A 21351-nucleotide genomic window follows, 5' to 3' on the forward strand; every position below is an offset into this window, starting at 1 on the left:
TAAAGCAAAGAGGGTGTGACGTGTTAGATGTTGCGCTCTTTTTCTAGGATGGGGTTAGAAGAATGAGACATGACAAAGGAAAACAATTGGCTGCTTTGTTTTTAGGTCTATTAATGATGGTGTCATTTGGGACACTCACTTTCGCAGAGACAGACAACAGTACAGTAGGGTACGACGTTCAAGCGGTACTACCTGATAATCAGATAACCAAAGAAAATACTTTTTTTGATTTAAGAATGAAGCCATCGGATAAACAAACGATTACCATTCAAGTGAATAATACGTCAGATGAGGAAGGGACCTATGAGTTATCGGTTAACCAAGCCTATACTAATGCTCAAGGGTTTATTGACTATGACCGTTCGATGTCAAAGGTCACAGACAAAGACTACGACATGACGAAAATAGCTAACATTCAAGACACTGTGACGATACCAAGCCATAGCAGTCAAGAAGTTCCGATTGAATTAACCATGCCAAAAGACGCTTATGATGGTCAGCTATTAGCAGGGATCCAGGTGACTAAAGCAGAAACGAACCAAGCAGAAGGTCAAATCGGCAACAGTTATGGCTATGTTATTGGCCTAAAATTAACGGAGACAGATACAGAAGTAACCCGTGATTTAATTTTAGAGAAAGTTGAACCTGCCGTGTCGTTTGGCCGTACGAGTGTGGTAGCATACTTAAAGAATCCAACAAGAGATGCTTACGGTCACTTGGTTTATAAAGGAACAGTCACAGATAAAGGCACAAACAAAGTCGTGAAAGAAGTGTCTTATGACAATGACATGCAGTTAGCACCGATGTCTAGCTATGGCTTTGCGATTGATTGGGAGAATGATCGATTAAAGGCTGGAGAATACGCCCTTCATTTAACCGTCTCAGATGCTAAAGATAACGAGTGGACATTTGATGAAACCTTCAAAATCACTGAAAAAGAAGCAAAAGAAATGAATGCTTTAACGGTTGATCAAGGGTCACATCAATCATTGCCTATGTGGGTATATATTGTGATTGGTGCCTTGTTAGCATTGGTATTGCTAGTAATTATCTGGTTCATCTTGTTGAAAAAGAAACAAAAAGAACAAGAAGATAAGAAAGCAAGCAAGACTAAAAAGAAAAGCAAGAAGAAAAAATAAACAGAGGATGAATGAGTCCTCATCACAAGACACTTTCCATTTAGTTGGCAGGTGTCTTTTTTTGAAAAAAAGGTTTGTATCGACAGCTGTATCAAGGTACAATGAAACCTGCAACAAGTGAAGGTGGTAGAGAAGATGAAAGATAAAGCAAAGATGTTAGAGCTAATTAAAAGCAAACAATCGGGTGGACGTTCTAAAAAAATGAGCGAACCGAAAAATTCGATAAAAAACATGCGTAAAGGTCCCAAAATTTTTAACTAATAAGAGATACAATGGCCACTTTCCTTTTTGGAAGGTGTTTTTTTTTTGCTTCAAAGCAAATGATTTACGTTCCTAGTATTTTGTATGTTATAGTCTACTTATCAAGTGATAAGTAGGAGGGAAAAGGATGTTTTTAGCCATTAATGAAATAAAATACGCTAAGTATCGGTATGTTTTAGTCACAGGAATGATTTTTTTAATTAGTTACTTGGTTTTCTTTTTAACAGGGCTAGCTTTTGGGTTAGCGCAAGATAATCGGACGGCCGTTGATAAATGGGATGCAGACAGCATCATCTTGATGAAGGATGCTAATAACAATCTGGGGATGTCTATGATTGATTATGAGGTGCTAGATCAGATAACCGCCGAGGATAAGGCTGTCGTGTCACAATTGCCTGGGGTTGTGTCTAAAAAAGGCACAGATGCATCATTAAATGCTATATTTTTCGGTATTGATGGGGAGCAATTTTTAGCCCCAGAGGTTTCGGAAGGAGAAATGTTCGCTGAGGACAAGGAAGTGGTGGCAGACCGGAGCCTGCAAAAAGAATACGACGTTCAGATTGGTGATCAGCTGAAGATATCAGGTAACGATAATGTGGTAAGGGTCGTTGGGTTTACAGAGAATGCTAAATTCAATGTATCTCCTGTATTGTATACGTCACTAGAAACGTATCAACAGCTACGTTATGGAGACCAAGGAACAAAGCAGCCTGTTAAAGTCAATGGGATTGTGACTAAAGGGAAAGTCAGTGATTTACCAAAAAATGTGGTGAACATTGACGTGTCGACCTTTATTCAAAAGCTTCCTGGATATAGTGCCCAAGTCCTAACGTTTGGTTTTATGATTGGGTTCTTGATTTTAATTGCATCGATTGTTGTTGGGATTTTTATGTACGTGTTAACCATGCAAAAAACGGATTTATTTGGTGTCATGAAAGCGCAAGGTATTTCTAGTCGCTACATCGGGACATCTGTGGTGATTCAAACGTTTTTATTAACCGTAACAGGGGTAGTGATTGGTTTGTTGGGTACCGTTGGAACAGCCTATGTCTTGCCTTCTAAAGTCCCTTTTGAAAGCAACCTGCTATTTTATGGAAGCATCAGTTTCTTGATGGTTGCTTTTGCTAGTTTAGGTGCGTTGTTTTCAGTGAAGGCGATTGTCAAAATTGATCCACTTAAAGCGATTGGATAAAAAGGAGAGAGCGGAATGAACGGAATAGTATTACAACAGGTGACCAAATCCTTTACGGATGGGGAAACGAACATATTGGCACTACAAGAAACAACCTTTAGTGTCAAACAGGGAGAATTTGTGGCGATTATTGGTCCGTCAGGTTCAGGTAAAAGTACTTTTTTGACCATCGCGGGAGGGCTACAACAGCCTACGTCAGGAACGGTTCTTATTAACGATCAGCCTTTTAGTGAGGAGTCAGAAAAAGTAAGAGCGAATATTCGCTTTGAACAGATTGGTTTTATTCTCCAATCGTCTAACCTGATTCCTTTCTTAACGGTGAAGAAACAATTAATGTTGGTCGACAAAATTAATAAGAAAAAATCAGATAAAGAGATACAGTTATTGAAGGAGTTGGGTATAGAGCATTTGGTGGATAAATACCCCGAGGAGTTGTCTGGTGGTGAGCGTCAAAGAGTCGCGATTGCTCGCGCTCTTTACCATGATCCTTCTATCATCTTGGCAGATGAACCAACAGCGAGTCTAGATACGGACAGGGCTTATGAAGTCATTCAGATACTGGCTAAAGAAACAAAAGAGAGAAACAAAGCGACCATCATGGTGACTCATGATATGCGAATGGTTGAGCAGTGTGACCGTGTCTTACGAATGGAGGACGGTGTTTTATCCCTCGTTCAGTAACAATGGCCCTAAATGTCCAGACTTATTCATCTGTTAACTATTCGGTGTCTTAATATGGTATTCTTTGATAGAGATTACTTTGAAAGCTAGGATGGATCGATATGTATGATAAAATTTTAGATGTGGCAGAAGAGTTATTTATGACTAGAGGCTATCAGGCCACCTCAACCAGACAAATAACTGAGATACTAGGTGTCACACAACCAACCATTTATTATCATTTTAAGAGCAAAGAAGAGATTTACTTTGAAGTGATGCGTAGGTTGTCTATGGAGAGTAAGGAACAGCTAGAAAAGATAGCTACATTGGATGAGTTATCTTTGGAAGATAAAATGATGCAAATGGTTGATAGTTTAAAGCACAGGCAACCGGTCAATTTGTTTGTGATGATACACGATATTCAACATAGTCTGTCACCTCACATATCTTCTGAACTGTATCAGATGTTCATGTCTTCGTATAAATTACCGTTTGTGAGGTTACTAGAGAATAATAAGGATAAGTTAAGGGATACTCTTGATGTCGAACTGGCAGTTAGTCAGTTATTTATCTTGATAGCTTCTTATCTTAATAATAGCAGTGAAGAAAAAGGGGAAACCTCCGACTTTTCTGCTAAATTTGATCTCTTTTTTTATGGTATACATAGGTAGTGACGTTTTTTACTTTGTTTCTATAATGGCTATCATTGTGCCAAAAAGCGCTTCAATGTTACAATAGAGGTATCAAATGATAAGGGGCGTTTATTTATGAGTAATGAAACAACGAAAGCAGTATTGAATCAAGCCGTAGCAGATTTAAGTCAATTTTCAGTCGTTATTCATCAAACACACTGGTACATGAGAGGTCAAGGTTTCTTGGAGCTTCATCCTAAGATGGATGAATTCATGGACGCTATTGATGGCCACTTAGACGTAGTAGCCGAGAGACTAATTACAATTGGTGGTAGTCCATTTTCAACCTTGAAAGAATTTGCTGAACACACTAAAATCAAAGACGAGGTAGGAAGCTTTGACGTTTCCATGACATCGCGATTAGAGAACTTACTGACAGGTTACCGCTATTTATGCGAGTTGTGTAGTGACGGGATTAAAGCAACAGAAGACGAACAAGACCATGTGTCTCAAGATATTTTTATTGGGATGAAGGGCGACTTAGAAAAAACGATTTGGATGCTTCAAGCGGAATTAGGCAAAGCACCCAACTAATAAGAAGATTAAATGGGGCACTTTCTATGAAAGAAAGTGCCTTTTTGTGTCTCTAAAGACACTTCTCTTTGATTCTTATAGGGATTCCTAGTATAATTACTAATGATTTGCGTCAAGAGATGACGCGTGGGAATGGGGATTATAGGATGACAACGAATTTTTGGACAGAGTTACCGAAGCCTTTTTTTGTATTAGCACCAATGGAAGACGTGACAGACGTTGTGTTTCGTCATGTGGTAAAAGAAGCAGGGGCACCAGACGTGTTCTTTACAGAATTTACGAATTCTGATAGTTACTGTCATCCGGATGGGATTGAGAGTGTCAGAGGACGTTTGGTCTTCACAGAAGATGAACAACCGATTGTGGCGCATATTTGGGGAGATAACCCAGATTTCTTTAGACAAATGAGTCTTGGTTTGGCAGAGATGGGCTTTAAGGGCATTGATATTAATATGGGATGTCCTGTGCCAAACGTGGCAGAACGTGGTAAGGGTAGTGGCTTGATTTTACGTCCTGATAGAGCAGCTGAGTTGATTGAAGCAGCCAAAGCGGGCGGATTACCTGTGAGTGTGAAGACGCGCTTAGGTTTTAAGGAGCTATCAGAGATGGAGGCGTGGGTGACGCATATTTTAAGCCAAGACATTGCGAATTTATCCATCCATCTACGTACTCGAGAAGAGATGAGTAAGGTAGAGGCACATTGGGACATGATACCAGAAGTCATGGCCATACGTGACCGTGTTGCACCAAATACGTTGATCACCATCAATGGGGATATTTTAGACCGTGAACATGGTTTAGCTTTAGCAGAACAATATGGGGTGGACGGTATCATGATTGGTCGAGGTATTTTTAAGAACCCTTATGCGTTTGAGAAGGAACCAAGAGAGCATTCTGCGAGTGAGTTATTAGGTTTATTACAACTTCAATTGGACTTACAAGACAAGTATGCGGAGTTGAATCAACGGTCGATTGTGGGCTTACACCGCTTCTTTAAGATTTATGTTAAAGGCTTTCCAGGAGCGAGTGATTTACGTGTCAGATTAATGAACACAAAATCAACAGATGAAGTACGGGCTATTTTGGCCGAGTTTCAACAATAAAGGCAAAAAAGGACGACACATGAAAACGTGTCGTCCTTTTTATTTATCTGTCGCAATAGCATGGAATAAGCCGTCGTGATACATGGAACGTAGCACTTCTACCATCTCTTTGACACTCATCTCACACTGGTCGCTGGACCAATATTTGAATGTATCAATCATAATAGAGGCTTGGTATTCTTTGATTAAGTGATTTCTTGGTGTTTCCTCAATCGTGAGTGTTTGATGATCAAAAAAACGTTTAGAAATTTGGCGTCGTAATTTAATTTCAAAATAAGGATCCCCGTTTTCTCCAAGTAACACATGGATAGCTTGCTTGTATTCTTGTAATGACTCAAGAAGGCTAGAGGTTTGGTGAATACTTAAACGCTGAGAGTCTTTTGCTTGTTGGCGTCTTTTTTCAGAGTAGCATTCAATGTGATGAATGATATCATCTTCAATTTGGTTAATGACGGCGTATTTATCTTCAAAGTAACGATAAAAACTACTGCGGCTAATAGTAGCTTCACGAGCCAATTCATCCACGGTGATATCTGTGAAATGGTGCTGACTAAGCAAGGCAATGAATGCAGTCATGATCGTCTGTCTTGTATGGTTCGTTTTGTTGATATAAGGCATGGTCATTCCTCCTATGAGCTTTCATCATACAAAATAAAACGAGATGTATCAAATAGGACATCTTGCTTTATTTTGTGTTAGGCAGAATGAGTGATTTCCAGTATAGTTTTAAAGTTGTAAAAAAGATATTGGAGGAAACAAATGACAGAAAGAAAATTAAACATAGATGTACATGGGAAAGAATTCAACAGAGTGAGCGTGCTCTTTTTGATTTTACTCTCAACGTTTGCTGGGGTATTGATGCAAACCTCTCTTGGAACAGCTTTACCCACGCTTATGACAGAGTTTGATATTGATATCAGTACCGCGCAACAAGCAACCACGTGGTTTTTACTTGCTAATGGTATTATGGTTCCTTTATCAGCTTACTTAGCAACACGTATTTCTACAAGGCGCTTACATTTAATTGCGTATGCTTTGTTATTATCAGGGTTGATAGTCACCGTCATGACACCAGCAGATGGTGATATGTGGTGGATGTTTATTATCGGCCGTGTCTTGGCGGCCGTCGCAGTAGGAATGATGATGCCTTTGATGCAAATTGTGATCTTGAGTATTTTCCCGAAAGAAAAACGAGCGGTGGCTATGGGACTTAGTGGTTTAGTTATCGGTATGGCACCAGCGATTGGGCCCACGCTTTCTGGCTGGATTTTAGACAAGCCTCATACTATTTTAGGTGTTTCTTTTTCTAATTCTTGGCGTAACCTATTTACCATTCCCATTGGTGTCTTGGTTGTAGCACTTATATTAACGCCCTTTTTAATGAAAGACATTATTCCAACCAAACGAGCTAAATTAGATGTGGTCTCTTTAGTCTTGTCGGTCTTTGGTTTTGGGTTATTTTTATATGGTTTCACGAAAGTAGCAACAAAGGGCTGGTTAGACGTGACGAATGTCATCTTGCCAAGCACCATTGGCGTCTTAATCTTAATTGTCTTTGTGTTACGTCAGTTGACATTAGAGGAGCCATTTCTTGATGTGAGTGTCTTTAAGATAAAAGAATTCACGATGGCAACGATTCTATTGATGCTTGTGACGATGGCCATGTTTGGTGTTGAAATGATGTTACCCACTTATTTACAAAATGTTAACGGCCATACGCCTCTTGAATCGGGGATGATTTTATTAGGGGGTGCTTTGATTTTAGGGATTATTTCACCGATTTCGGGGGTTCTTTATAATAAAATCGGCGTCAAAGCGCTGGCCTTAATTGGGTTTACGATCTTGATTATTGGTAGTGTGCCTTTTGTGTACTTGACACCGACCACGTCTCAAACCTTAATCGTGGTGATGTACACCGTCCGAATGGCTGGTGTGGGTTTAATTATGATGCCTGTGACAACGTTTGCTATGTCTGTGTTATCAGATGATCGAACCACACATGGCACAGCGGCCAATAACACCATTAGACAAATATCGTCTTCTATCGTGGTGGCTTTATTAACCTCTGTGACTCAAAATGTCATCAATAAAAACATGCCAAGTGCTGCGTTACAGACAAGTAATCCAGAGGCGTTTATGACACAAGTAAGAGAGGCATCTATGTCTGGTTTCAGGGTTTCTTTCACGATTGGTTTATCCTTTGCAGTATTAGGCTTAATTGTGACGTTCTTCCTCAAAGTACCGAAAGAAGAGGCATAAATTTTGGTGCTTGTTGTTTGGTCTTTGGTAGTCTTGACGGGGCTTAAAAGAGCATGATACATTTAGTGTCAGAGAAAAACAAGGCAAGATACGATTGGTGGCTCGCTCTTTTGAAGCGTCTTGACTTATAGTAAAAGGGAGAGGTGATGGCATGAATATTGGCGATAAAATTAAAGAACAACGACTCATAAAGGGCTGGACTCAAGAACAGGTTGCAACATTATTAAATGTGTCTCGTTCTGCGGTCTCAAGTTGGGAAGTGGGGCGTAATTATCCTGATTTAGAAACCATTGTCGCGATTAGCGACTTATTCAACATATCTCTCGACCGATTACTAAGGGAGGACAAAGAGATGACAAAAAATGTGACAAAGAAAATGAAAATGAACCGGTACTATAAAGGTGTTCTGATAATGATTAGCGTATTATGTGTGATGTATGTGGGGACCAATATCACCTTGCGTGTGAAGGAGAACCGGTACCGTACGAACCTTGAGGCGTATGGTTGGAAGGTCAATCAGGAAGGACAAGCTCAATGGGATAGTAATGGCTATGACTTATTAGAAGGTGAGATGAATTACTACACTTATATTCTACCAACAGGATTAACAGGGGTTCCTTTAAAAGAACAAAAAGTAAACATTATCACTAGAAAAGATAAATTGGTGATCGATGTGACAGATGAGAATCACATTGAGTTGGTGATGGCTAAATCCAATGATAAAGACGTGACACATTTTGCAAAAGTAACAGTGAATAAGAACCAAGAGCTGGTGACTAACAACACGGAATGGTCAGAATCTGAAAAGGAATTTATTACAGGGTATATGGAGAAGTATGAAGAGGAATATCAAGAGATGATCGATCACACATTAATGAAGCGCCAAGAGATTATCACAAGGCACAAAGGATGATACGTCTTAATTATTTCTTAGAATAACGTTCATAAAAACCAACAGTTTTGAACACACTTTCGTCATAATTTCAAACTATTATATAGGTATACCAACAAAACAACCCAAACAAACTTTTTCATTTTATTTACTCCTCCAAAGTAGATAAAACAACTCCTTTTTAGACCCTAGTCGGAAAACTAGGGTCTTTTTTTTGTTTATTAAAAGGAAGTCAAAAAGGTTATAAATCCTAAAATAACACCTGCGACATTGGGGATAATCAAAATAACATCTTTTTTTGGTTCTTTGGTTGCTCCGTATATGACCCAAATAAGACATGAAATAGAGGCAAAAAGTGGCTGCCAAGGCTGACTTTTAACGCCTTGTAAATTAGAAATGATTTGTGGAATATAAGCAATGAATACAAGGACACCGATGACTGCACCGATTGAGCCAACGAGCTGATTGATTCTTTTTTTCATGATACTCCCTCCTTAATACAGATATAAATAACTATTTATAATTACATTATACAACATATTGTTCATTTTTTATTGATTTAAACTGACTGAAATTTAAGAAGATTAACTGGTCTAAACAGAAAATAAGCTACTAGATGAAAACAATCTGATATAATAAGGATAGATGACATATGGAGGAGAGATTGATTATGATGACATCAATGGACCGAGTGAACCAATTCAGAGATGAGCGGAACTGGCGTCAGTTTCATAAGGAAAAAGATTTAGCTATTTCAATTTCTTTAGAGGCAAATGAATTGTTAGAGTTGTTTCAATGGCGTACGTCAGATGAAGCAAAAGAAACCCCAAAAGACCTGGAACGGTTGGAGGAAGAATTAGCGGATGTGCTGATTTATTCTTATATGATGGCCGATAATTTAGGATTTGATATTGATGACATCATTGAGAAAAAATTAATGAAGAACGCGGTGAAATATCCTATCAATGAATAAATGCTCATTAAGGGTATTTTAAATAGAAACTCCTATAAAAATCGTTTATACTAAGAGAGAGTTCAATCATATAATTTATTGGAGGGAAAAAGATGTTCCAACAACGAAAAGTCTATAAAAGTATGGAAAATCGTCAATTTACACCAGATAGTTTGAGAGCAGAATTAGAAGCCATGAAGCAGTTCGATTTTGATGATGTTTCTTATACGGGTATTAGTTTAAATATTGAGATGTTAATTACCCAATACATTCGTAATGACCAATTTGAATTGATTGAAGTGAAGGATGGTCTAGCTAAGAAAAATTATGATGCATGGCACCATGACCTAGATTTAGCGATTAATATATTTAATCATTTTGCTGATTATACCCGTGAGTACTTCAATTATTATTTAGAAGAAGCCAAAAAATACCAAGCTGAAACAGGTCACGAGAATACATCGCCTGAGTACAAAGCTTACTTTGAACAAGGGAACTCGATGTATTTCCATGATGTCTTACACATTGTGTTTGATTTATCTCGTAAAATTGATCTAAGTATTGAAGATTTTGAAGAGGCACTAGAAGCTGATAATATTGCTTCATCAACGTACCCATTAACTGAGAAAAAAGTATTTGAACGAAAAGCATAATAAAATGAGCACTCTACTAGAAAAAATCTAGCAGGGTGTTTTTTTATTTATTATTATTAAGTTGCCTTATATTATTTAAATGAAGTGTTTTATGTGATATTATATGCTCTGTTGTTTAAAAAGTTTCGTTATTTTATTGGAGGGTTTTATATGGAGAAGTTGATGGAGAAGTTGGCGTGGTTTAAAAAAACGGAAGGGATTATTGTTGCGTTGGTTGTTTTTTTTCCTTTAGGGTTGTATTTGATGTGGAGATATACAGAGTTTCATAAGATTGTTAAAGGAATTATTACGGTTAGTTTATGTATCTTCCACTTAGTGTTAGTTGCCTATATTTCAGGATATAATAACTTAGTGAGTGATGTTAACACATTGCATACAGAAAATAAGGATTTGGTAGTGGCTTATAATGAAAAAGAGGAGTCACTGGAAGAGTTGACTAGTGACTATGCTGAGTACAAAGCAAAAATGAAGCCTTACGAGTCATTATCAGAAGCAGATGCCAAAAAACGAATCTCAGATGCCAAAGCTGCGGAGAAAGTCACTAAAGAAATACAAGGATTACCAAGCAAATCAGATATTACGTTAAAAGAAGAAGATAAAGTGACAGCTGTAAAAAAATTATATGATGCTTTATCTAAAGAACAAAAAGAATTGGTTAATGTAGTTGAATTAACTGACTTAGAACATCGTATTTCTGAATTGAAAAAAGAGGCTAAAAAAGCAGAAGAAGAGAAGAAACAAAAAGAAAAAGAAGCAGAAGAAAAGCGTAAGAAAGATGAAGAAGAAGCACAACGTAAAAAAGAAGAGGAAGCTAGGGGTTATGATACAGGAATTACTTATGACCAATTAGCAAGAACACCGGATGATTATGAGTTTAAAAAGGTAAAATTTTCAGGGAAAGTAATCCAAGTGATGGAAGACGATGACAGCACACAAATTCGATTAGCCGTAGATGGTAATTATGATACGGTATTATACGCAGAGTATAGTAGCGATGCAGTCAGTTCTAGGATATTAGAAGATGATTATGTTACTATTTCAGGTATGTCGATGGGATTACTGACGTATAAATCAACCATGGGAGGAAGCATTACTATTCCTTCAGTCCTTGTAAAATCGATCGATCAGTAAAAGCTATAGTTATCAAAGAGGAAAGCAACGGACTCATTCGTTGAGAAAAAAGTAGTAGAACGAAAAGCATCATAAATGAAGCCCTAAACCTTTTATGGATTTAGGGCTTTTTTCTTGCTATCATTGGAAAAAAATCCTCCTGACTTAGTCAGAAGGATCGTTTTATTTTATTGGAGACAGTGCTCTAAATCTGCAATCAAGTCTTCGTGATCTTCAATACCACATGATAGACGAACTAAAGTCGGGGTAACACCCATTTTTAAGCGTTCTTCTTCTGGCATACAGGCATGAGACATGTTCCATGGGTAAGATAGAATCGATTCCACCCCACCTAAACTGACTGCTACAATGGGTACGGTGCATTCGTGGAATAGTTTAGCTACGAGTTCTTCAGAAGCTAATTCAAATGAGAGAACAGCCCCTCCATCTTTTGCTTGTTTCATATGTACGTCATGATTAGGATGAGAAGCAAGTCCTGGATAATAAACGGTTGTTACTTGTTCCTTGGTCTCTAAAAAGCGGGCGATTTCACCGGCATTTTTGATGGATTTTTCCATTCTTAGTCCCATGGTTTTAACTCCGCGAAGCAATAGCCATGCGTCTTCCACTCCTAAGACGCCCCCTAATGCTTTTTGGTGGATTTTTAATTGATCATGTAAAGCATCATCGTTTGTAGCAAGTAATCCTGCTACAATATCGCTGTGCCCGTTGATAAATTTAGTAGCACTGTGGATAGCAATGTCTATACCAAGAGCTAATGGTTGCTGTGATAAAGGAGTCATAAATGTATTGTCACAAGCTGTTAAGATATCATGTTGTTTGGCAATGCTTGCTACGGCTTCTAAATCAGTAATAGTTAGTAAAGGGTTAGAAGGTGATTCAAGATAGAACATTTTGGTGTTAGGTTGGATGGCGTTTTCCCATTCTTCAACCACTGATTCATCCACAAAAGTATGCTCCACACCAAAACGAGATAAGAACTCAGAAATGGTCTGGAAAGTTCCACCGTAAATGTTTTTACCTAAAACCAAATGATCGCCACTAGATAATAGGAACAATACGGCATTAATAGCCGCCATGCCTGAACCAAAAGCTAAGCCGTGTTTGGCTTCTTCTAACATAGCGATGCATTCCTCTGTAGCGTCAACAGTGGGGTTACCAAAACGTGTGTAGTTGTGTCCTGTGTGATTAAAAACGTCTGTCTGATGGAAAGTAGATGCTTGATACTTAGGGATAGATGATGCCCCTGTTGCTTTGTCTATTACTGAATAAGCGTGTAATAATTTAGTGTTTGTTTTCATAAGTAAAGCCTCCGTGGTATTTAGAATATTAATATAATTAATTATCATAAAAATAAAAACCTATCGTTTAGAACGTAACATGAATATGAAAGGGTTGTCAACTATATTATGATAAAAAATTATCATTTATTTTTAATGTAAATATAAAACAAGACGCAAACCTACAAATGACGTATTGATAATGTTTATTGAGTAAAAAACACAATAAAAAAAACATTGACTCCGTTTTTAAAATATGGTATTTTTTGACTGTAGATTGTTTTTGATAAAAAATTATCAATCTTGGTGCTATAAATGATTATTGAAAAAACAAATATTATAATAGGAGATGGATACATGAGTAAATTACCAGCAGCGATTGGACCTTATGCAACATACAGAGAAGCAGGGGGATTGATTTTTGTTTCGGGGCAATTACCAGTGAATGGTGAAACCGGTGAGATTGACGCTGTTGATTTTAAAGGTCAAATCACACAAGTCATGGAAAACATGGCCTTAGTATTAGAAGAAGTAGGGGCTTCTTTTAATCAAGTGGTTAAAACAACGTGTTTTTTAAGTGATTTAGCTAATTTTGGCGTGTTTAATGAAGTGTATGGCACTTACTTTAAAACGGAATTCCCAGCGCGTTCTGCTTTCCAAGTAGCAAGATTACCTAAAGATGCTTTAGTCGAAATTGAATTTATTATCCAAAAATAAACAGAGGAGGTTACGAAACGATGGAAATTGTTGTTATTGGAGGAATTGCTGCAGGCATGAGTGTTGCAGCTAAAGCGGCTCGTACAAACAAAGAAGCAACGGTGACAGTGATAGAAAAAGAAAATTATGTGTCATTTGGTGCATGTGGTTTACCTTACTATCTAGGGAATCAGTTCGAAGATGAGCAAGAGATGTTTGCTAGAACTCCCGAACAAATGAGTGCGTCAGGCATTAATCTAATGTTAGGACATGAAGTAACAAACATTGATTTTGAAACAAAAGAGATTACGATGACTCACTTAGAAGAAGACACGACAGTTACCAAAAGATACGATCGTTTGATGCTAGCGACTGGGGCAACACCTATTGTGCCACCGATTCCAGGCATTGATTCTGAGAATGTTTACACAGTGACTAAACCACAACGTGTAATGGAACTAAAAGCGGCTTTACCAGAGTATCAGAATGTGGTGGTTATTGGTGGCGGGTTTATCGGGATTGAAGTAGCGGATCAATTAGCTTTACAAGGTAAAACGGTGACCGTTATTGAAGCTGACCAAGTCATTATGGGTGGTCCTTTTGATCCTGAATTTTCAGATAAAATTACCGAAGCTGTACGTGAAGAAGGGGTTGCTATTAACCTATCAGAACGTGCGCAAGAGTTTGTGACAACGGATGGTAAAGTGACATCTGTTAAAACGGATAAGGGAGAATATGAAGCGGACGCAGTCATTGTCGCAGTTGGTTTTAGACCAAACACTGCCTTTTTAAATGGTCAGTTAGAGACGCTTAGAAATGGTGCCATTGTCATTGATGAGTATGGTTGTACATCGATGCCTGATGTCTTTGCTGCAGGAGATTGTGCCACAGTACCACATCGTTTAGCTGGGACAATGTACATTCCACTAGCAACGGTTGCGAACAAAATGGGCCGTATTATCGGGACAAACATTGCCGTTGCTCCAGAAAATAGAATGGCTTACGTTGGTGCTTTAGGAAGCAGTGCGATTAAAGCAGGGCAATACGAAGCAGCGAGTACAGGCCTAACAGAAAAACAAGCGAAAGCATTGGACATGAACGTTAAAACAACTTGTATTGAAACGAACAATCATTCAAATTACTATACAGTACAGGAAAAAATTACGATTAAATTAGTCTATGATGCAGAAACGTTTGTATTATATGGGGCTCAGTTATTTGGTAAAAATGAAACAGTGTTAAGAGCAACAGGACTGGCTACGGCAGTTCATGCAGGATTAACAACAACAGAGTTAGGGTTTGTGGATTATGCGTACGCACCACCTTTTGCTTCAACATGGGAAGCAATCAATGTGGCTGCTAATACAGCTAAATAAAAGGAGATGGAAAAATGATAGAATCACCATTTTTTGAACAGTTTTTAAAAGTAAGTAATTTTTACACTGTTATTGCTATTATGTTATTAGTTGCAGCTATTTTTGTTTTAAAATCATTAAAAGAAAAGAAAGTTAGTTTCTCTAAACGAATGATTATTGCCTTGGTTATTGGTTTGACTTTAGGTATTGGTATTGATTTAGTTGGTAGTCAGAGTGCCCTTTATGTGGATCATGCTCGTGGAGAAATCGCGGTATGGTATGACTTAGTTGGTTCTGGGTTCTTGAAGCTGGTTCAATTATTAGCAGTCCCTGTTGTGTTCTTATCAATTATTAAAGTCGTTGTGGATGTTCAAGGAGATAGAATTAAATCTCTAACAGGTAAAACCTTTGCGACATTACTAGGTACAACAGCGATTTCAGCATTTGTTGGGATCATGGTAGTTAAATTATACAACCTGAATGCAGTAGATTTTGCGGCTGATTTAGCCGATGCAAAAGTGGATCGTATGAGTGATATTGCCTCTCAAAGTTTCCCGGAATTCTTTGTTAATTTAGTGCCGAACAATATTATCCACGTGATGGGGGATAACGGAAGCATTGTCTCTGTTGTTATTGTTGCAGCATTATTCGCCAGCGCGATTCGTTTCTTGAAGGTGAAGAAACCAGATCAAGTCGCACCATTTGTGACACTACTTGATTCATTACGTGTGACAGTTAACTCTGTGTTAACAAACATTATCAAAATGATGCCTTACGGTGTGGTTGCTTTAGTGAGTAACACCATTATCTCTAATGGTGTGCAAGCAATCATGGGGATGCTAGGATTCATCGCAGCACTATATACAGGTGTTTTAATCATGTTACTTGTGTATGTGGTTATCCTAGTTATCCTAGGTGTTAACCCATTAACTTTCTACAAAAAAGCCTTTACGACATTATTATTCGCCTTCTCTTCTCGTTCAAGTGTTGGGACATTACCTTACACATTGAAAACATTAGAAGACGATATGGGTGTATCGGGTGAAACAGCTAACTTTGTTGGGACATTAGGAACATCTGTGGGTATGAACGGGTGTGCGGGAGTATTCCCAGCTATGCTAGGAACGTTAATCGCAGCAGCTTCAGGTGCTGAAATGACTTTCTCATTCTACGTATTAGTAGTTGTAGTGGTAACAGTTGGCTCTATCGGAATTGCTGGTGTTCCTGGAACAGCAACGGTTGCAGCAACTGTCACACTGAATGGTTTAGGCTATGGTCATACGATTTCAAGCATTGGTGCTATCTTCGGGATTGATCCAATCATCGATATGGGTCGTACGATGTTAAACGTAGCAGGCTCTATGGTATCAGCGATTGCAGTAGATAAATGGGAAGGGACTTTTGATAAGGAAGCCTTTAACAAACCATTAGTCGAAGCGAAAGAATAACTCCTTCTATTAGTAACTAATAGAAATAAAAAAATAAACATGCGATGAAACAGAGATGACTCCGGTTGTCTCTGTTTTTGTTTATAAAAATAGAGAAGCTAAGAGCTTCTCTGAGTTAGGTTTTTTAATTAACGATTTTAATGTACCTGTACACGCTAGGTTCTGAAATATTCAAAATATCCGCTACCCTTGCAACCGCACCTTTAATTTGGAATACGCCTTTTTCGTTCAATTGTCGAATGATGTCTAACTTCAATTCTTTACTCAAGATAATGTCTTTCTCCAATAGTTCAGGCGACACAATGGAGTGGATAATATCTTCAATGGATTCTTCCAGTATTTCAACAGAGTCTACTCTGTGAGCGTCGTCTTCTCTAAATTCAGAAGGGGAAGGCTGGGTTAATCCGACTAAAGAAAGGATTTCTCTAGATAATTCTTCGTAATGGCTAATGTCTTGATTGATACACAGCATTCCTTCTAAATCCCCATGTTCATCTTTTAAGAAGAAGGTAGAACCTCTCAATCGTTTACCATTAACGGTTTGAGCCTTATAGTTAACGATAAAATCTTTGGTTAAATGTTGTTGTGATTGGATAAGCTCGAGGGCGAAGCCTGTAATAGGTGATTGACAACTTCGTCCACTGATGTGGCTATTCTCGATTTCTGCGATATGAAAATTATCGGCGTCTAGGACGTGCAAAATAATTTCATAGTTTTCTCCAAGGGATTTTCCAAGAAAGTGAGTGAGGCTTTTGTAAAAAGCTAATTTTGTTTTTTCCATAATGTCTCCTAATAATTTATTATCATAGCAATAGAATATCATAAAGGAGGAGGAACGAGAAATAATATTTTTAAAACATAAAAAAATGAAGGGGATAAAAAAGAATAAGAGGTGAAAAAGAAGGAATAAAGCCCTAGTTGATAATGATTTTCATTACCTAAACAAATAAAAAAGAAGAGAATGGTGTTGTGAAACCCTTGATACGATTAGATATTTCAAACAAGTCTCTTGACCTACGTGTTTTTCTTTGTTAGACTAATAATGAATTTAGGTGAGCCTAAAAACCTGAGAGTTAAGGAGTGGTTGTATGGAAGCCATTGAAAAAATAAATTTAAGCATTCAAGAAGATAGCTTGTTGAATGTTCCTATACATGTTAAAGATTTAACGGTCTCTTACCAGGGGAAAGTTGCTTTAAAGGAAGCGAGTCTGGAAGTTGCACCAGGAGCCATCACAGGTATTATCGGTCCAAATGGGGCAGGTAAATCTACTCTATTAAAAGGAATGATGGGTCTAGTTAAAGCAGATAGTGGGACGAGTCTAGTAGGGGATATGCCAATTGACCAGGTACGTAAACAAATTGCTTATGTGGAACAACGAAGCGCGATCGATCTAACGTTTCCTATTACTGTGGAAGAAGTGGTGTTATTAGGAACCTATCCTAGGTTGGGATTATTCAAACGCCCTAGAAAAAAAGAGAAAGACAAAGTCAAAGAAAGTTTAGAAGCTGTACAAATGACTGCGTTCAGCAAACGACAAATTGGGGAGTTATCTGGTGGACAATTACAACGTGTCTTTATCGCGAGAGCCCTTGCTCAGGAAGCAGATATTATTTTACTTGATGAGCCATTTGTAGGAATTGATATGACGAGTGAAAAAGTCATTGTTGATTTACTTAAAGCTTTGAAAGAGATGGGAAAAACCATTATGATTGTTCATCATGACCTACACAAGGTAACAGAATATTTTGATGAGTTAATCATTGTCAATCATGGGATTGTAGCATATGGCCCTGTGAAAGATACCTTTACGACTAAAAACATGCAAGAAGCATTTGGTCAAACAATGGGGAATATCTTAGTAAGGGGAGTGGATGAAGGATGATTTCAAACTTTATCGAAGGATTAATGCAGTATGAATTTTTACAAAACGCGCTAATCACCAGTGTCATTGTTGGCTTGGTAGCGGGTGTTATCGGTAGCTTTATCGTATTAAGAGGGATGTCTCTCATGGGAGATGCCTTGTCTCATGCGGTGTTACCAGGTGTGGCAGTCTCTTATATGATGGGAACGAACTATATCATCGGAGCGTCAGTATTTGGTCTTGCTGCTGCCGCGCTAATTGGAGTGGTGCAACAAAAAAGCAAATTAAAAAGTGACACGTCGATTGGGATTGTGTTCAGTTCTTTCTTTGCTTTAGGGATTATTTTAATCAGTAAAGCTCAGTCTTCAACGGATTTGACTAGTATTCTGTTTGGTAACGTACTGGCTGTTCGTGAGAGTGACATTATTATGACCGCTATTGTAGCCATTGGCGTGTTGCTTTTTGTGGTTCTCTTTTACAAAGAATTACTTGTCAGCTCTTTTGATCCAACCATGGCGGAAGCTTATGGATTGAAGGTTAGACTCATTCATTATGGTTTGATGTTTGCTTTAACACTGGTAGCAGTGACGTCTTTACAAACCATTGGAACTATTTTAGTAGTAGCACTTTTAGTGACACCAGCTGCGACAGCCTATTTATTAACAAACAGATTTAAAACAATGATCATGCTAGCGTCATTAATTGGTATGGTCAGTGCTGTGATAGGCTTGATGTTTAGTTATAATTTTAACTACCCATCAGGAGCAACCATTGTTTTAACAGCCGCGTTTTTCTTTGTTTTAGCGTTTATCTTTGCACCAAAACAAGGGATAGTATTTAAAAAGAAAGAGGTTATGGTACATGAAGAAGGTTAAAGGAATTGTTTTTAGTTTATTAGCGATCAGTTTGATGGTTGTTTTAGGGGCTTGTGGAAGTAAAGCAAGCAATGAGACGGAAAAAGGAACAGAAGGAACAGACAAATTAGCTGTTGTTACCTCTTTTTCGATTATTCATGATATTGTGTTAGAACTAGGTGGGGACTTAGTTGATGTTCATAGTATGGTACCAATTGGAACGGATCCTCATGAGTATGAGCCTTTACCAGAAGATATCAAAAAAGCCACAGATGCTGACTTATTACTATACAGTGGGTTGAATTTAGAAGGTGGAGAAGCGGGATGGTTCTTCAAACTTATGACCACAGTGAAACAAAAAGATGAGAACATTCATGAGATTATGGGTGGGGTTAAACCGATGTATTTAACATCTGAAGATGGTAAAGAAGAAGAAGTGAACCCCCATGCCTTTTTATCACCTAAAGTAGGGATGATTATGGTGAAGAACGTGGAACAAGCGTTGATTGAAAAAGACCCAGAGAATAAAGCAACATACGAAGAAAATGCCAAAAAATTCTTAGCTGAATTAGAAGATATAGACAAAGAGTACGAAGAAAAAATCAATGATATTCCAGAAGCTAACCGCATTCTAGTGACAAGTGAGCATGCGTATCAATACATGGCAGCTGACTACGGGATTAAAGAAGGTTACTTATGGGAAATTGATACAGAAGAAAATGGTACGCCAGATCAAATCAAAGGATTGATTTCATTCATTGAGAAAAATGATGTGAAAGCATTATTTGTTGAATCTAATGTTGACAAACGCCCAATGGAAACTGTTTCTAAAGAAACAGGGATTCCAATCGTGGATACGATTTATTCAGATGAATTAGGAAAACCTGGTACTGAAGGGGAGACATATACAGGCTTCTTAAAATCAAACATTGAGAATATTCATGATGGTATTCTAAGTCAATTAAAATAAACACTAAACCACTCTTGAAGCATCACAAGAGTGGTTTTTTTATGATATGATACAATAAGTTAATAAAAACACAAAGGAGTGTTTGGAATGGAAAAAATTCAAATTATTGGGACAACTGATTTAGTAACAGGAGGGTGCAATGTTTGTCCTACTGTGCTTAATACAACGTACCATCTGACTATCAACGGGATAGACAGACCATTAGGTGATTTGGATGTGAGCTCGTTGGTTATGACTGTCGCTTTAGCTAAAGGCTTTCAGCTGAGCCAAGAATACGATGTCATGGAAGATTATGACATTTATCGCCATGGTACATTAGAAATTTCTGTCTTTGAACGCCAAGCAAAAAGAGTGTTTAAGCGTGGATTAGAGCAAAAAGAAGTCATGAATCAGCCAAAGGATCAGTTGGAAGTATTATCCATTACTAGCGCAATATTAGCTGAATACTTTGATTTAGAGGGAATAGTGTTTGAATTAGCGGAATAAAAGTTGCCTACTGGCTTAGAATATTTTACACTAGAAAAAAGGGGGCCGTCAAAATGAAAAAGTGTTGGTTAGGGATAATAGCAGTTGGAGTGTTATTAAGTCCAGTATTAGGGTACGCAGAAGAAACAGAAGTTCCAGTTGAAGGGGAAGATAGCGGCTATGAGAAGGTGGAGGTAGACGATACGACACCGGAAGTAGGTGTCATCATCTTCAATCAAGCTAAAGAAGAGACGTTACCTGATATAGAAGATGAACTTCATATAGGAAAGATACATACGTTAGCAACCATTGATGAGTGGTATAAATTATCTATTATTACTGATAAGGAATACCAAGACATTTCTCACAGCATTCAACAAGCATCATCTATTGGTGAGATGGATGACTTGTTTACACATTTTTACGATACAGTCATCGTTCCACCTGTTAGAGCGTTTGAGGAAGTTATATCTGATGCAGAAGATATTATTTTTGGATGGTATGATGCTGGACGTATGGATCAAGAGTTACTCTTTACGATTCTTGAGAATTTAATAGAGTGTGAAACAGAAGAAGAGGTTCAGGATTACCTGGCTCGCATGGATAGTTTTTTAACAGAATCAGAGGAAGTTGAAGAAGAAGTCGAAAAACTTAAAAAACCAGAAAAACCAGATAAGATAACGCCAGAAGAACAACCTATAATAGAAGAGACACCAACTTATCAAGAAGATGACAACATTAATGACACAGTGTATCAAGGGGGTAAGACAGAAGGAAAACCCGTAACAAAGATTAAACAAGTCGCACCTAATACAGTGAAAACACAACCGATTCACTTGCCTTTAACGGGAGAAGTGAAGCCGGGGCCTCGTTTTACAATGATTGGCCTGTTGTTGTTGGGGAATATCTTTACGTGGTATGTGGTGAAGAAACAGTAGATGTAAGGAAGAGAT

The 21351-nt window shown here is 38.0% G+C and carries 24 protein-coding genes; 20 read left to right on the top strand and 4 right to left on the bottom strand.

From position 1 onward, the window contains the following. Positions 1 to 62 precede the first annotated feature (62 nt). From ACVWM0_RS00295 to ACVWM0_RS00325, 7 genes are all read left to right on the top strand, one after another. Positions 63 to 1139, top strand: a complete 1077-nt coding sequence (locus tag ACVWM0_RS00295) for a WxLIP family cell surface protein (protein WP_476472663.1) — start codon at positions 63 to 65, stop codon at positions 1137 to 1139. A gap of 135 nt (positions 1140 to 1274) precedes the next feature. Then, on the top strand, positions 1275 to 1400 hold the full coding sequence (locus tag ACVWM0_RS00300) for a hypothetical protein (protein WP_476472664.1): 126 nt from the start codon (positions 1275 to 1277) through the stop codon (positions 1398 to 1400). Between the two features lie 127 nt (positions 1401 to 1527). Next, positions 1528 to 2592, top strand: coding sequence for an ABC transporter permease (locus tag ACVWM0_RS00305; protein WP_476472665.1), 1065 nt, complete (start codon positions 1528 to 1530; stop codon positions 2590 to 2592). Positions 2593 to 2607: 15 nt separating this feature from the next. Next, on the top strand, positions 2608 to 3273 hold the full coding sequence (locus ACVWM0_RS00310; RefSeq protein WP_476472666.1) for an ABC transporter ATP-binding protein: 666 nt from the start codon (positions 2608 to 2610) through the stop codon (positions 3271 to 3273). A 101-nt stretch (positions 3274 to 3374) separates the two neighbouring features. Continuing rightward, the gene (locus ACVWM0_RS00315) at positions 3375 to 3923 is read left to right on the top strand and encodes a TetR/AcrR family transcriptional regulator (RefSeq protein WP_476472667.1); all 549 of its coding nucleotides are present in this window, start codon (positions 3375 to 3377) and stop codon (positions 3921 to 3923) included. Between the two features lie 96 nt (positions 3924 to 4019). Then, positions 4020 to 4478 (top strand): Dps family protein, encoded by a 459-nt coding sequence (locus tag ACVWM0_RS00320; protein ID WP_476472668.1) that lies wholly within the window; start codon positions 4020 to 4022, stop codon positions 4476 to 4478. Positions 4479 to 4624: 146 nt separating this feature from the next. Next, positions 4625 to 5581, top strand: a complete 957-nt coding sequence (locus ACVWM0_RS00325) for a tRNA dihydrouridine synthase (protein ID WP_476472669.1) — start codon at positions 4625 to 4627, stop codon at positions 5579 to 5581. Positions 5582 to 5620: 39 nt separating this feature from the next. Here ACVWM0_RS00325 and ACVWM0_RS00330 read toward each other — a convergent pair whose 3' ends face one another. Next, a complete protein-coding gene (locus ACVWM0_RS00330) occupies positions 5621 to 6199 on the bottom strand; it encodes a TetR/AcrR family transcriptional regulator (protein ID WP_476472670.1) in 579 nt (192 codons plus the stop codon). A gap of 141 nt (positions 6200 to 6340) precedes the next feature. Here ACVWM0_RS00330 and ACVWM0_RS00335 point away from each other — a divergent pair, with 141 nt between their 5' ends. Both ACVWM0_RS00335 and ACVWM0_RS00340 read left to right on the top strand, forming a co-directional pair. After that, a complete protein-coding gene (locus ACVWM0_RS00335) occupies positions 6341 to 7840 on the top strand; it encodes an MDR family MFS transporter (RefSeq protein ID WP_476472671.1) in 1500 nt (499 codons plus the stop codon). Positions 7841 to 7991: 151 nt separating this feature from the next. Further along, positions 7992 to 8753: a helix-turn-helix domain-containing protein gene (locus ACVWM0_RS00340; RefSeq protein WP_476472672.1), complete on the top strand. Its 762-nt coding sequence runs from the start codon at positions 7992 to 7994 to the stop codon at positions 8751 to 8753. Positions 8754 to 8953: 200 nt separating this feature from the next. Here ACVWM0_RS00340 and ACVWM0_RS00345 read toward each other — a convergent pair whose 3' ends face one another. Continuing rightward, positions 8954 to 9217 carry a SemiSWEET family transporter gene (locus ACVWM0_RS00345; RefSeq protein WP_476473712.1) on the bottom strand — a complete coding sequence of 88 codons (264 nt, stop codon included), beginning with the start codon at positions 9215 to 9217 and terminating at the stop codon, positions 8954 to 8956. A gap of 188 nt (positions 9218 to 9405) precedes the next feature. Between ACVWM0_RS00345 and ACVWM0_RS00350 the strand changes: the two genes are divergently transcribed. The 3 genes from ACVWM0_RS00350 to ACVWM0_RS00360 all read left to right on the top strand — a co-directional run bounded on the left by ACVWM0_RS00350 (position 9406) and on the right by ACVWM0_RS00360 (position 11468). Further along, positions 9406 to 9705, top strand: a complete 300-nt coding sequence (locus ACVWM0_RS00350) for a nucleotide pyrophosphohydrolase (RefSeq protein WP_476473713.1) — start codon at positions 9406 to 9408, stop codon at positions 9703 to 9705. A 92-nt stretch (positions 9706 to 9797) separates the two neighbouring features. Continuing rightward, positions 9798 to 10337 carry a hypothetical protein gene (locus ACVWM0_RS00355; protein ID WP_476472673.1) on the top strand — a complete coding sequence of 180 codons (540 nt, stop codon included), beginning with the start codon at positions 9798 to 9800 and terminating at the stop codon, positions 10335 to 10337. Between the two features lie 150 nt (positions 10338 to 10487). Beyond that, a complete protein-coding gene (locus tag ACVWM0_RS00360; RefSeq protein ID WP_476472674.1) occupies positions 10488 to 11468 on the top strand; it encodes a hypothetical protein in 981 nt (326 codons plus the stop codon). Between the two features lie 167 nt (positions 11469 to 11635). On the opposite strand, the gene ACVWM0_RS00365 is transcribed toward ACVWM0_RS00360, so the two are convergent. Then, a complete protein-coding gene (locus tag ACVWM0_RS00365) occupies positions 11636 to 12769 on the bottom strand; it encodes a trans-sulfuration enzyme family protein (RefSeq protein WP_476472675.1) in 1134 nt (377 codons plus the stop codon). A gap of 336 nt (positions 12770 to 13105) precedes the next feature. Between ACVWM0_RS00365 and ACVWM0_RS00370 the strand changes: the two genes are divergently transcribed. The 3 genes from ACVWM0_RS00370 to ACVWM0_RS00380 are packed head-to-tail and all read left to right on the top strand — an operon-like array spanning position 13106 to position 16247. Further along, positions 13106 to 13465: a Rid family detoxifying hydrolase gene (locus ACVWM0_RS00370; RefSeq protein WP_476472676.1), complete on the top strand. Its 360-nt coding sequence runs from the start codon at positions 13106 to 13108 to the stop codon at positions 13463 to 13465. Between the two features lie 20 nt (positions 13466 to 13485). Continuing rightward, complete coding sequence (locus tag ACVWM0_RS00375) at positions 13486 to 14820, top strand: CoA-disulfide reductase (RefSeq protein WP_476472677.1); 1335 nt, start codon at positions 13486 to 13488, stop codon at positions 14818 to 14820. Between the two features lie 14 nt (positions 14821 to 14834). Beyond that, positions 14835 to 16247, top strand: coding sequence for a cation:dicarboxylate symporter family transporter (locus tag ACVWM0_RS00380; RefSeq protein WP_476472678.1), 1413 nt, complete (start codon positions 14835 to 14837; stop codon positions 16245 to 16247). Positions 16248 to 16371: 124 nt separating this feature from the next. On the opposite strand, the gene ACVWM0_RS00385 is transcribed toward ACVWM0_RS00380, so the two are convergent. Then, positions 16372 to 17028, bottom strand: coding sequence for a helix-turn-helix transcriptional regulator (locus ACVWM0_RS00385; protein WP_476472679.1), 657 nt, complete (start codon positions 17026 to 17028; stop codon positions 16372 to 16374). Between the two features lie 307 nt (positions 17029 to 17335). On the opposite strand from ACVWM0_RS00385, the gene ACVWM0_RS00390 reads away from it, so the two are divergent. The 5 genes from ACVWM0_RS00390 (at position 17336) to ACVWM0_RS00410 (ending at position 21336) form a co-directional block, all read left to right on the top strand. After that, a complete protein-coding gene (locus ACVWM0_RS00390; protein WP_476472680.1) occupies positions 17336 to 18130 on the top strand; it encodes a metal ABC transporter ATP-binding protein in 795 nt (264 codons plus the stop codon). Beyond that, the gene (locus ACVWM0_RS00395; protein WP_476472681.1) at positions 18127 to 18984 is read left to right on the top strand and encodes a metal ABC transporter permease; all 858 of its coding nucleotides are present in this window, start codon (positions 18127 to 18129) and stop codon (positions 18982 to 18984) included. The genes ACVWM0_RS00390 and ACVWM0_RS00395 overlap by 4 nt, the downstream gene beginning before the upstream one ends. Next, complete coding sequence (locus tag ACVWM0_RS00400; RefSeq protein WP_476472682.1) at positions 18971 to 19933, top strand: metal ABC transporter solute-binding protein, Zn/Mn family; 963 nt, start codon at positions 18971 to 18973, stop codon at positions 19931 to 19933. Before ACVWM0_RS00395 ends, ACVWM0_RS00400 begins: the two co-directional genes overlap by 14 nt. Before the next feature lie 87 nt (positions 19934 to 20020). Next, positions 20021 to 20419: a DUF4809 family protein gene (locus ACVWM0_RS00405; protein ID WP_476472683.1), complete on the top strand. Its 399-nt coding sequence runs from the start codon at positions 20021 to 20023 to the stop codon at positions 20417 to 20419. A gap of 53 nt (positions 20420 to 20472) precedes the next feature. Then, positions 20473 to 21336, top strand: a complete 864-nt coding sequence (locus ACVWM0_RS00410) for a hypothetical protein (RefSeq protein ID WP_476472684.1) — start codon at positions 20473 to 20475, stop codon at positions 21334 to 21336. Positions 21337 to 21351: the final 15 nt, after the last annotated feature.

The sequence above is a fragment of the Vagococcus sp. 211 genome, from assembly GCF_056322705.1.